Origin of the sequence: Rhizobium sp. FKL33, from assembly GCF_005222915.1 — a bacterium.
Classification (GTDB): Bacteria; Pseudomonadota; Alphaproteobacteria; order Rhizobiales; family Rhizobiaceae; genus Rhizobium_E.
In genome coordinates this window covers 18,951-31,301 of the sequence record NZ_STFX01000010.1, presented here as the reverse complement: position 1 = coordinate 31,301, position 12,351 = coordinate 18,951, and the positions used below count along the sequence as shown (strand labels likewise).

Annotated in this window: 10 protein-coding genes; all 10 read right to left on the bottom strand. The window is 63.0% G+C overall.

Going from position 1 to position 12,351, the window contains the following annotated elements; translation table 11 throughout:
• Positions 1-99 precede the first annotated feature (99 nt).
• Positions 100-1,131 (bottom strand): NAD(P)H-dependent glycerol-3-phosphate dehydrogenase, encoded by a 1,032-nt coding sequence (locus E8Q41_RS07765; RefSeq protein ID WP_137154957.1) that lies wholly within the window; start codon positions 1,129-1,131, stop codon positions 100-102.
• A gap of 7 nt (positions 1,132-1,138) precedes the next feature.
• The gene (locus tag E8Q41_RS07760; protein WP_137154956.1) at positions 1,139-3,187 is read right to left on the bottom strand and encodes a bifunctional aldolase/short-chain dehydrogenase; all 2,049 of its coding nucleotides are present in this window, start codon (positions 3,185-3,187) and stop codon (positions 1,139-1,141) included.
• 59 nt (positions 3,188-3,246) lie between these two features.
• The gene (gene ugpC, locus E8Q41_RS07755) at positions 3,247-4,311 is read right to left on the bottom strand and encodes a sn-glycerol-3-phosphate ABC transporter ATP-binding protein UgpC (RefSeq protein WP_137154955.1); all 1,065 of its coding nucleotides are present in this window, start codon (positions 4,309-4,311) and stop codon (positions 3,247-3,249) included.
• 32 nt (positions 4,312-4,343) lie between these two features.
• Complete coding sequence (locus E8Q41_RS07750) at positions 4,344-5,069, bottom strand: SDR family oxidoreductase (RefSeq protein ID WP_137154954.1); 726 nt, start codon at positions 5,067-5,069, stop codon at positions 4,344-4,346.
• Positions 5,070-5,147: 78 nt separating this feature from the next.
• Complete coding sequence (locus tag E8Q41_RS07745) at positions 5,148-6,647, bottom strand: extracellular solute-binding protein (RefSeq protein WP_137154953.1); 1,500 nt, start codon at positions 6,645-6,647, stop codon at positions 5,148-5,150.
• A 76-nt stretch (positions 6,648-6,723) separates the two neighbouring features.
• The gene (locus E8Q41_RS07740; RefSeq protein WP_137154952.1) at positions 6,724-7,605 is read right to left on the bottom strand and encodes a carbohydrate ABC transporter permease; all 882 of its coding nucleotides are present in this window, start codon (positions 7,603-7,605) and stop codon (positions 6,724-6,726) included.
• Between the two features lie 2 nt (positions 7,606-7,607).
• Positions 7,608-8,495 carry a sugar ABC transporter permease gene (locus E8Q41_RS07735; protein ID WP_137154951.1) on the bottom strand — a complete coding sequence of 296 codons (888 nt, stop codon included), beginning with the start codon at positions 8,493-8,495 and terminating at the stop codon, positions 7,608-7,610.
• Between the two features lie 123 nt (positions 8,496-8,618).
• Entirely contained in the window at positions 8,619-10,160 is a 1,542-nt protein-coding gene (gene glpD, locus E8Q41_RS07730; protein ID WP_137154950.1) for a glycerol-3-phosphate dehydrogenase, read from the bottom strand.
• On the bottom strand, positions 10,157-10,969 hold the full coding sequence (locus E8Q41_RS07725; RefSeq protein ID WP_137154949.1) for an HAD-IIB family hydrolase: 813 nt from the start codon (positions 10,967-10,969) through the stop codon (positions 10,157-10,159). Before E8Q41_RS07725 ends, glpD begins: the two co-directional genes overlap by 4 nt.
• A 3-nt stretch (positions 10,970-10,972) precedes the next feature.
• Positions 10,973-12,328 carry a sn-glycerol-1-phosphate dehydrogenase gene (locus E8Q41_RS07720; protein WP_137154948.1) on the bottom strand — a complete coding sequence of 452 codons (1,356 nt, stop codon included), beginning with the start codon at positions 12,326-12,328 and terminating at the stop codon, positions 10,973-10,975.
• Between the last annotated feature and the right edge of the window lie 23 nt (positions 12,329-12,351).

Genomic DNA, 12,351 nt, shown 5'->3' with positions numbered 1-12,351 from the left:
AGGAAAGCAGCTTGCCAGCTCCATGCAGAGGTGATCGAACCTATCTTGGGTTAGTACGCGGCCGAATTGCATAAAGGCGTTCGGGGCCAATTCCAGCAGTCATTGTTCGAAGTCGAGCTCAGAAAAATCGAAATCGAGCCCCCCGTTCTCGGCAATCGCTTTGATGATAGCGGCGCCGAGCGGGAAACGGCGGGTCATACGCTCTTTCTCCTTCATCCAAAGCGCCAGCATCCGCGCGGTGTCCACGCCTTCGACGGTTTCGCCAGCGAGTTCGGTAGCAAGCGATGCGGAGACCGTTCTGCCAGAGCCAAGGGCGTGACCGAGCCTACTGTTGCGCCCTCCCCCAACGGTGACATGGAGATCTCCGAGACCTGCCAATCCGAAGGCTGTATCGGCGCCGCCGCCGATCGCCTTGACGATTTCCGCTATCTCGGCAACAGCCATGGAGAAAGCCCCTGCACACGGGTTCTTTGACTGCCCATCAGTACGCTTGTCGTCGGGGTAGCGCGTCTGCATGGCGCTGACGCCGATGGCGTAGAAATTTTTCAAAGCGGCGCAGGCTTCGACGCCGATGGCGTCGGTGGTCGTGGCAAGCCGGTAATAGGGCGTCTGCATCAGGCCGCGAAGCCAACTTGCGGCCCCGAGATCCGCGCTACCATAGATCGACAGCGTTGGATTGCGATTGGCCAGTTCCCGCGCGATGCAAGGGCCGCCGATGCCGATGAATGTCTGCATCCGCGTCATGCGCCGCGGCAAAGTATCCGCATAGGTCGCCAGTCGCCCGTCGAGAAGATCGAGGCCCTTGGTGACGAAAGCGATCGGCTTCGAACGCGACAGCCGCTGTTCGACATAGTCCACGAACCAGTCTATACCCGGACTGCTGACGCCCGCGACAATGATATCGGCGTCATCAAGTTCCGACGGATCGAGCTCAGCACACGTCTCGGGCCTGATCCTGGCCGGCAATGGCGCGTCCAGTTTCGGATGCACGCCGCCAGGGGCTCGCAAAAGGTCGATGATGCCGTCGTCGAGCGGCGAACCGACCAGCGTCACTGCATGGCCGTTGTCAGCCGCCGGAACCGAAAGCGCCGAGCCCATGACGCCGGCGCCGATGATCACGATCTTGGCCATGGCGCCCTCACCGCATCATCGCGGCGACATTGCCGCCATCGACGGTGACCACGGCGCCGGTGGTGGCGCGGGCCTTGGCGAGATGCAGAAACGCCTCCGCCACATCCTCGCCCGTCACCTCGCGACCGAGAAGATTGCCGCGCATATAATCATGCGGCGTGACGCCGCGCGCGCGGCTACGTTCCTCGACCATGGCGTCCGTCATCAGGCCGGTGCGGATGCGGTCGGCGTTGACGGCGTTGCAGGTCACCCCCATCGGCCCGTATTCGATGGCCGAATGGCGCATCAGCGCCAGCGCTGCAGCCTTCGCCGTTCCATAGGGCGCAAACTCTGCGCCGGGATTGACGGCCTGCTTGGAGATATTGAAGACAATCGCGCCGCCCGTGCCCTGCTTGCGCATCACTTTCGCCGCTTCCCGCGACACGAGTTGATGGCTCCAGAAATTGAGATCCATCGACTTGCGGAAGATATCGTCCGATACCTCCAGGAGCTTGCCCTGGAAAGCGGCGCCGGCATTGGAAATGACGATGTCGACGCCGCCAAAGGCGCTTACCGCCTTGCCGATCGCCGTGCTCACCGAAACCGGGTCCGTCACGTCGCACACGACGCCGACCCCGCCCAGCTTTTTGGCTTCGGCTTTCACCGCCTCTTCGGCGATGTCGACGAGAACCACTTCTGCGCCATCGGCTTTCAGCGCCTTGGCGATCGCAAGACCCAGGCCGCCGGCCCCGCCCGTGACCACAGCCACCTGGCGGGTCAATGGTTTTTCGACGGATTTCGCGAGCTTGGCCTGCTCCAGCGACCAATATTCGATGTCGAACAGATCTTCTTCGGACAGAGCTTCGAACGCCTCGATGCCCTCGGCCTTGGTGATCACGTCGATGGTCGCCTCGGCGACATCAGCGGCGATGCGCGCATTCTTGGCGGTCGGACCGGCGGCGAACAGGCCGACGCCCTGGACATAGAAGACGCGCGGCATCGGATCGAGCATGGTCTTGATGCCGCCGACCCGCGCATTGTTGCGCGCGAAATAGGCTTTGTACTCCTCCGCATAGCGGGCGACGGCGGCGCGGACATCCCGCGCCCAATCGTCCAGCTTTTCAGGATCGGGCGCAGGCAGCGCGACGCCGTAGCGCTTGATATGCAGCACGTGCTCGGGCGTCGCATTGCCGCGGCGCACGAGATCGCCGACCTTGTCGGCATTGCAGAAGTCGAGGATCTTTTCGCTTGCACGGTGATCGAGGATGAACCGCTTCGGCGCCCCTTCCCGCCCGGCATCGATGGCGATGGCGCCCCGCAGAATGGGCGCAATGTCTTCGGCTGCGGCAACAGGCTTGACCACCGGAGAGGATTTGAACGGTCGCGCAATTCCCCGCGCCAGCCGGCGTTCCGCCGTGTCGATCTTGGCGATCATGTCCTCATAGGCCTCGCGCGGATCTTCCGACCAGGTGAAGATCCCGTGCTTGAGCAGGATCATGCCGTCGCCCCACGGCTGGGCGCGAAACGCCTCGTCGCAGACTTTCGCCAGCACGAAGCCGGGCATGACATAGGGCACGATGATGCTGTCAGGAAAAAGCTCCCGCACCAGCTCTTCGCCATGCGGCTGATTGGTCAGGGAGACGATGGCGTTGGCATGGGTGTGATCGATATGCTTGAACGGCAGGATGGCGTGAAGAATGGCTTCGACCGAAGGATTGGGCGCGGCGGGATCGAGCAGAAGCCGCCGCTGCAACATCACCATGTCTTCATCAGAGAGACTGTCGAATTTCACCAGGTCCTGAAGCGACTTGAGTCGAACCGCCGGCAGGCCCTGCGGTTCGATCACGCCCATGTCCCAGCCGCTACCCTTGACGCAGAGGACGTCGACGTCGGAGCCGTCGCGATCGGCGATCACAGTCTTGACGGAGGTGTTGCCGCCGCCATGCAGCACGAGCTCCGGATCCTGGCCGAGCAGCCGCGTCGTATAGGTGCGGATCGCGAGATCCCGATTGACGCCCTTGTCGACATAGGCCTGCACCACGGAGGCGAAATCGCCGTCGTTCCATCTCGATTTCATGGCAATATCCTTCCTGCCCGCGCGGCGACCGGCGGGATCACTGTCAGTTTTCTGGCTCTTCAGAGCCGGTTTTCGGTTTCCGCGTCGAAGACGTGCACTTTCTCCGGGGCGATCGCGAAGCGAACCTCCTGTCCCTCGGCAAAGCGCGCGCTCTTGTCGACGATGGCGAGGAACTGGCCTTCCGGCCCGTCGCAGCAGAGTTGCGCGTCATGCCCCATGCGCTCGATGAGCAACGAGCGCGCCGCGATCCCGCCGGCTTCGTCGACGGTCACATCGGTCGGCCGCATGCCGATCACCACGCGCCGTCCGGGCTCGACGGCATGGGAGGTGGAGATCCGCACCTTGCCCGCCTTTGTGTCGACGGCGGGCGCGCCATTGTCCGAGACCACGACGCCGGTCAGGAAATTGATCGCCGAGGAGCCGATGAAGTCGGCGACATATTTGCTGGCCGGGCGATCATAGACATCGTCGGGCGTGCCGATCTGCTCGATCTTGCCGGCGCGCATCACCACGATCTTGTCGGCCATGGTCATGGCCTCGATCTGGTCGTGGGTCACATAGATCGTCGTGGTCTTGAGTCGGTTGTGAAGCTGGCGGATTTCGGTGCGCATATGCGCGCGCAGCTTGGCGTCAAGATTGGAGAGCGGCTCGTCGAACAGGAAGACGGCCGCTTCGCGCACCATGGCGCGGCCCATGGCGACGCGCTGGCGCTGGCCGCCGGACAGTTCCTTGGGATAGCGCTGCAGATAGGGCGTCAGGTTGAGGATTTCCGCCGCCCGCTCCACCCGTTTCTTGATCTCGGCGGGCGGCAATTTGGCCACTTCCAGGCTGAAGGCGATGTTCTCATAGACCTTCATGGTCGGATAGAGGGCGTAGTTCTGAAACACCATGGCGATGTCGCGGTCGCGGGGATGCACGTCGTTGACCCTGCGGCCGCCGATCATCAGATCGCCGGCGGTCACCGTTTCAAGTCCGGCGGTCATCCGCAACAGCGTGGTCTTGCCGCATCCCGATGGACCGAGCAGCACCACGAACTGATGGTCCTCGATCAGGAAGGAGATATCCCGCATGATGGTGAAGGCGCCGAAGGACTTGCCTATGTTCTTGTATTCCACGGTGGCCATGTCGAATTCCAATCAATGAGAAGGTCTGCGCGTCAGTATGTCTGCCGGGTCGGCGTAATGACGATTTCCTGCACGATGGCCCGTTGCGGCAGTTGGTAGGCGTCGAGGATCAGTTGCGCGACGATGTCGGCCGATATGCCGCCGCCGATGGCCGCCTTGTTGGCCTTGTAATTGGCGAGCGTCGTCTCATCCTTCACATGGTCGAGCACTTCGGTGTCGATGATCCCCGGCGACAGCACGATCACCCTCACATCATGCGGCGCGAGATAGGCGCGCAGGCTTTCCGAGATCGCATGGACGAAATATTTCGTGCCGCAATAGACGGTGTGATCGGGATAGACCTTCCGGCCGGCGATCGAGCTCATCATCATCAGCGTGCCGGTCTTGCGGGCGATCATGCCGTTCAGCACCGCATGCACGCTGTTCATCACGCCCTTGGCGTTGATGTCGATCATCTCGTCCCATTCTTCGGGCGGCTGTTTGGCGATGTCGCCCAGCCGGGCGATGCCGGCATTGGCGAACATCATGTCCACGGGACCGTGGAGCGCTTCCGCATCGCGCACGGCGTCTGCAATTGCGGCGCGATCGCGCACATCGACCTTTTTCAGCACCGCATTCGGCAGACCGAGCGCTTCCAGCCTATCCAGACGGCGCGCCATCAGGAGCAGAGGATGGCCTGCAGCGGAGAAGGCCCGGGCGGTCGCCTCGCCGATGCCGGAGCTTGCGCCAGTGATGGCGATCAGAGGTTTGCTTGTCATGTCAGACTCTCGGATTGCTGCTGTTCAACACCAGGGACCGGGCGCGGGAGATAATCCCCCCGCGCCCGCTTCGCAGGATCAGCCCTTGAGGACTTCGCCGACCTGCTTGGCGATGTCGTCCATGGCTTCCTTGGGAGAACCGTAATTGCCGGCGAAATACTTGCCGAGCCCGACCGGGATCGTGTCGCTCGACAGCTGCGCCCATTCCGGAAGATCCGGCTCGGAGCCCATATGCTTGGCGATGGTTTCGCGCACCACCGGCAGGTGGCGGGTGGTGCCGGCGCCGACACGGGCATTGGCGAGCACGCGCGGATCGTCATAAACCGACGACCGCGTCGGGCCGGTGCCGCCGCCGAGCGTGGTGATCAGCGCCTGGGTGTCTGCGCAGGTCGCCCATTGCATGAAGATCCAGGCGGCGTCCGGGTTCTTGGAGTAACGGGAAACGGCGAGCGAGGAGCCGCCCTGATGGCCGACGCCGGGGATTTCGCCGTAACCGGTTTCCTTGACCGTGCGCAGCGACGAGGCGCGCGGCGGCACCGCCACTTCGCAGAGACCGGAAACCTTGGTCTGGGTCGGATCGTCGAAATAGGGGAAGAACTCGCCCCAAGAGAGCATGGAAGCCGCAACGCCCTGGGCCACCGACTGACCCTGACCGTCCCAGGTCCAGCCATCGACGCCCGGAGGCATGGTGGCCTTGAGCTTGCTCCAGTATTCCATCGCGGCGATGCCTCTTTCGTCATTGCCGGTGAACTGGCCGTCAGGTCCGAAGATCGAGCCGCCATGGCCCCAGAGCCAGGCCGTCCAGTCGCATTCGAGACTGTAATGTCCCGACTTCATCTGGCCCGTGGTGCCATAGACGGTCGGCCCCATCTCGTCGGTGATGATCTTGGAGTTGCTGTACAGCTCTTCCAGCGTCTCCGGCGCCTTGAGCTTGAACTTCTCGTAGATGTCCTTGCGGTAGATCATGATGAAGATCGGGATGTCATAGGGCACGCCGACCCAGCGATCCTCGTATTTTGCAATCCCGTCCACCAGCGCCGGCAGGAAGTCGTCGAGATTGTAGTTGGGCATGGCGAGATCGGCCTTGCCGGAATATTGTTCGCGCGGGTCGAACACGTCCTGGCTGAAGCTCGCCGCCCAGCTCTGGTCGATATAGTAGAGGTCATAGGTGCCGAGCGAAGAGGCGACGTCGAGCGTCAGCTTCTGCAGCACCTGTTCGAGCGGCAGGACTTCGATCTCGACCTTGATGCCGGTGGCTTCCTCAAAGTACTTCTTCAGCTGGCTGTTGATGGCGTTGGACGGCGGCGTCGATTCCGTCGCGAGCTTCAGCGTCGTGCCGGCGAACGGCTTGCCGACGTCCTTGAGCCAGGCGAGGATTTCCGGGTTGGGCGTCAACTGTTCGGCGGCCTGGGCGCTGGAGACCATGCTGAATGGGCGATTGCCGAACCCCATGCCGAGCGCGCCTGCGCCCAAACCGAGCTTTCCGGCCGCGCGCAGGAAGTCGCGCCGGCCCATCTGGCCGCGGACGAACTTGTCCGTGATCGAAGCCAGATATGATTTCCTCAAACTGTCTTTCATGCTCTTCTCCTCCTCTATCGAACGACGAAAGCGTCGGCCGGATTGATGTTTCGGCTGGCCCCTCCAGGGCGCCGGTTCATTGCTTCAGCGATCCCATGGTCAGGCCGCGCACGAGGTGGCGCTGAACCAGCAGGATGACGATGAAGGCTGGCACGATGGCCGCCGCTCCCAAGGCGGCCATGTTGCCCCATGCCGTGCCGATCGACGTCACAAAGGTCGAAGACACGACGGGAACGGTTTTGATGCCGGTCTGCGTCAGGGTCAGGACGAACAGGAATTCCGTCCAGCTGAAGATGAAGCAGAGCACGGCGGAGGCGGCGATGCCCCCCTTTGCCATCGGCAAAACGATGCGGCGGAAGATGGTCCAGCGCGACGCGCCGTCGAGCAGCGCGCTTTCGTCGATTTCCGCCGGGATATCGTCGAAAAAGCTCTTCATCAGCAGCACGGCGAGCGGCAGGTTCATCAGCCCATGCACCAGGATCAGCCCGAGATAGGTGTCGAGCAGGCTGAACTGCTTGAAGATGAAGAACATCGGGATCGCCACCGCCACCGGCGGCATCATGCGCGTCGACAGAACCCAGTTGACGAATTCGTGGCGGCCGCGGAAATGCATGCGCGACAGGCAATAGGCGGCGAGCGTGGCGACCACGATGGCCAGAATCGTCGAGAATGTCGCCACGATGATGGAATCGAGAAGACGGGGGGCCATGTAGAAGTTGCCGCCGCCGGGATCGACGGTCTCCTGGGTGCCGTAGCCGAAACCAAGCGAAATGCCGAAGACCTTCTCGAAATTGCGCACGGTCGGGTCGAAATCAATGAATTTCGGCGGCCAGCTGAAAATGTCCCGGGCGTCGCGAAAAGCGACCGATGTCCAGAAGAAAATCGGGAAAAAGAAGATCGCGACAACGAACCAGCCGGCGATGGTGCGGACGGCGCTTGCGGTTCTGCTCTGGCGCATGGTCACCACCTCACCTTGAAGATCTTGATGAACAGATTGGCCATGACCATGACGATCAGCAGGCTGACCAGGCTGAGGGTCGCGCCATAACCCCATTTGAGATTGCTGAAGGTCTGCTGCCAGGCATACAGGCTGACCGTATAGGTGGCGGTGCCGGGACCGCCCGAGGTCATGACGAAGACATAGTCGAAGACGCGGAACAGATCGATGCCGCGCAGCAGAATGGCGACGGCGATGACGCGGCTCATCATCGGCAGCGTCAGGCGGCGGAACATCTGCACGGCGGAAGCGCCGTCGATCATCGCGGCCTCATAGGGCTCGGCGGGCAGCGAGCGCAGGCCGGCCATGAAGATCAGCACCATGAACGGCGTCCATTGCCAGATTTCCGCGACCAGCACGCCGGTCAGCGCCAGCGACGAGGTCGCCAGAATGGGCGTGGTCTTGTCGAGCAGGCCGAGTTGATTGAGGAAATAGGTGATCGCGCCGAATTGCGGATCTTCCATCAGCAAAAACATCATGCCGGCGATGGCGGGCGGGATGACGAGCGTCATAGACAAGACGGCCCGAAGCGCGCCGAAGCCCGGCAGTTCGGCGTCGAGCAGAAGCGCGATAGCCATGCCCAATACGAGTTCGAAGATCAGCGCGATGAAGAAGTAGATAAAGGTGACGGCGAGCGCGCCCCAGAACCGCGTGTCGTTCCACAGCTGGATCCAGTTGTCGAAGCCGACAAAAGCGAGCGTTCGCTTGCGCGGCAGAAACTCGTGAAAGCTCAGCCAGATATTGTAGATGAGCGGATAGATCGTGAAGACCACGAGCAACGCGACGAGCGGCGCCAGCCAAGGCCATGGCGAATCCGAGATCGCGATGCGTTTCACCTGCAATACGGACATTCCGTACTCCTCCCAAGAGCGAATGCCGACCGGACGCGGAAACGGGCCGCGTCCCATCCTTTCAAACGCCGGCGGCTCCTCTTCCGCCGGTCATGCGCGCGCGCCCTCTATGGCGACGCAGCCTCAGCCATTGGCGACGCCTTTTCGCGCCGGCAGTCCGATCTCTGCGTCCGCCATCCATTCCCCAAGCGCCGCAAGCTCCTCGCGGCTCATGCGGATGCCGGCCTTGGTTCGGCGAAAAGCGATGTCTTCAGCGTCCCGGGCATATTCCCGCTCCATCAAAAAGCGGCATTCGGCCTCGGTCAGTTCTGGACCGAACATTTTTCCGAGGTCGGACGCCGCGCGGGCGCCGCCGAGAATGAGACGCGCCTCCGTGCCGTAATGACGGACGAGCCGTCGCGCCGCCTTCTCGGCCAGGAACGGGTAGTCGCGCTGGAGATCGACAGCGAGGCGACCGGCTTCGCCGGCGGGAAAATCGCCGCCCGGCAATGCCTGTCGGCGCGTCCAGCCGTGACCGCGGCTCCATTCCGGAAACGTCTCCGCAAGCCGCGCCAAGGCGTCTTCCGCCAGGCAGCGGTAGGTGGTGATCTTGCCGCCGAAAATGTTGAGGAGCGGCGGTTGACTCGCCTGGGCATCCAGCGTCAGAACATAGTCCCGCGTCGTCTCCTGGGCGTTGGCCTTGCCGTCGTCATAGAGCGGGCGGACGCCGGAATAGGTCCAGACAACATCGCCGGGAGTGACCGTGCGGTTGAAATAGGACGAGGCTGCCGTGCAGAGATAATCGATTTCCTTCTGCGTGATGGTCACCGCCGAGGGATCGCCGGTGAAATCGACATCGGTGGTGCCGATCAGCGTGAAGTCGTCCTCATAGGGGATGGCGAAAATGATGCGCCCGTCCGGATTCTGGAAAATGTAGCATCGGTCGTGGTCATAGAGCCGGGGCACGACGATGTGGGAGCCCTGAACCAGACGCACGGAGCCCGGCGCATTGCGGCCGATCGCGGTTGCCAGCACCCGATCGACCCAGGGGCCGGCGGCATTCACGACTGCTTTCGCCCTGATGGTTTCCACAGTTCCGTCGCGGAGATTTTCCAGCGAAAGCTTCCAGATGTCGTTATCGCGGAAGGCGCGGGTGCAGCGTGTCCGGGTGCGGATCACAGCGCCGCGATGCTCGGCGTCACGGGCGTTTAAAACGACGAGCCGGTTGTCCTGCACCCAGCAATCGGAATATTCGAAGCCAATCGACGAGACATCCCGCAACGGCGCGCCCGCTTCATGGCGGTTCAGGCGCAACGTCTTCGTCCCCGGCAGCTTCTTCCGGCCGCCGATATGGTCGTAGAGAAAGAGACCCAGCCTCAAGAGCCATGCAGGACGAAGCCCCTTGCGATGCGGCAGCACGAAGCGCAGCGGCCAAATGATATGCGGGGCAATGCTCCAGAGCACTTCACGCTCGGCCAGCGCATGCCGCACCAGACGGAACTCGTAATGTTCGAGATAACGCAGGCCGCCATGAATGAGCTTGGTCGAGGCCGAAGAGGTGGCCGAGCCGAGATCGGACTTCTCGCAAAGAAACACTTTGAGGCCACGGCCCGCCGCGTCACGGGCGATGCCCGCGCCGTTGATGCCGCCGCCGATGATCGCGATGTCGTAGAGAGGAGCCGTCATGCCGCCGCCCTCCCCGACCGCGCAGCGAGAATCCGTTCGGCGACTTCGACGAAGCCCTGCCCGCCCTCGGCGCTGGCTACATAGGCCGGCTCGGCATCGATCCGCCCCAGGAATTTCAGCACATTGGCGACGCCGCAGGCGTTCGGGAAGAAGGAGAACATCGGCGCGTCGTTGGGGCTGTCGCCGACGAAGACGATCCTGTCCTTGGCGCCGTCGATATCGAGGCCCAGCACATCGATGGCGAAACGCCGGGTCATGGTCAGCTTGTCATAGGAGCCGAACCAGCCGTTGACATGGATCGAAGACACTTTGGCGACGGCGCCCTCTTCCTCGAAAATGCGCTTGATGCGGTCCACTTCGCCGGCGCCGAGCGGCGGCACGTCCTCGCAGAAATCGATGGCGAGATCGGCTTCGCGGTAGTGCTGATCTGCCGAGATTGCCGCGCCTGGCACCTCGGCGAGAATCCGGGCGCGCACCCGCTCCAGCCGCTGGCGATTTTCTGCCCGCTGCTGGTCGGGCGTGGCGAAAACACGGCGCATGCGGCGGTCGCTCGCATGATAGGAAAAATAAAAAGCGCCGTTTTCGCCCACTACGCCCGCGACGGGCCACATTCTGGCGATCATGTCGCACCAGCCCGCCGGCCGGCCGGTGATCGGCGCCACGGAGACGCCCGCTTCCGACAGAGCTTCCAGCGCCGCATAGGCGGCGGCGGGCAGCCGTCCGTCTGTCGTCAAGGTGTCGTCGATATCGGCGAACAGCGTCGTCACGCTTCTGGCCGTCTCGATGGGCATATCGGCGACCGCGCGCATGGCTCAGACCTCCGCCGCGGCGAGGTCTTCGAGCACGCCGCTGTCGGCGGCGATGTCGAGGAACGAATAGCGATTGCGCATTTCCCGGCAATGGATCACCGCTTCGCGATAGAAGTCGACGGGAACGCCGAGCTCGGCCGCCGTCGTCGGACCGCCCGCATCCTTCAGCAGGCGCGTCATGGCGTCGACGGGAATGACGAAATCCTGGAGTTCGCGGCGCAGCGTCGGCCAGAGGTCGGCCAGACGTTCATTGATCTCGTCCGCTGCGCGTTGGTCGTAGATCTTGGGCGCGATATCAGTCAGGCATTGATCCGCCACATCCGCGCCCATGCGCCTGATCATGTCGTCGCGATCGATCCGCGTCGGCCCGATCCTGGGCGGCGCGGCGCTGTCGAGAAAGTGGCGCTGGATGCGCGCCATGGTCAGGGACGCGACGCCAACCTGCTGTCCATGCAATGTCCCAGGATGCCGTTCGCCGGCGAAGCAATCGATATAATGCGAAATCTGGTGCTCGCCCATCGAGCCGTGATTGGACATGCCCGTGAAGGAGACGCCGAGGCCGCACAGCGTCAGCACGCGATAGAGATAGCCATTCGCCTCGACATCGCCCTGGCCGATCCCGGCGGCGCGGCGATTGAGTTCGATCTCGTCCCGGGCCTGAATGAGATAGGGCGAATTGGCGTAGACGGAGCCCAAAAGGCGGTGCGACATCCACCAATCGACCTGCGCGACCGACCGGCAGATGCAATCGGCAAATCCTGCGGCGGACAGATAAGTCGGCGCCGCCGCCGCCACCGAGAGATCGACAAAGAAGCCCGCCGGCGCATGCGACGGCAAGGAAACCTTCAGACCGCTGTCCAGCGTGATGGAGGCGGTGGTGGACGTATAGCCATTCATCGACGCGGCCGTGCCGAACACGCAATAGCGGCGGCCATCGAGACCGGTCACGTATTTCACCAGATCATTGATGGTGCCGGAGCCGACAGCCACCAGCCCCTCGGCTCCCTTGAGCCGTTCCGTCAGGTCCGCGACTGTCGCCATATCCGCGTGCGGATGGTCGAGCAGCACCGTCTTGACGGGACCCAGGCGTTGAAGCGCCTTGGCGACCCGCGCGCCCATCGCCTCCCATGTCGCATGATCGGCCACGACGGTGAAGGACGACCCGAGGTCGAGGCTCTCCACCAGGTCCGCTTCGCGGCCAGCGAGACTTTCGGCGATGACGATCGAGTCATATGGCACGGACGGACGTTCGCCCGTTTCGGGATTGGTCCATTCCCCTGCCACGATGTCATCGATAAGCGCGGTCCAGCCGCCCATGGGCGCGCCCTCGGCAGCGCCCCGGTTCCTCAGCGTTTCCATTCCCGTCATCCAATTTTTTTGCT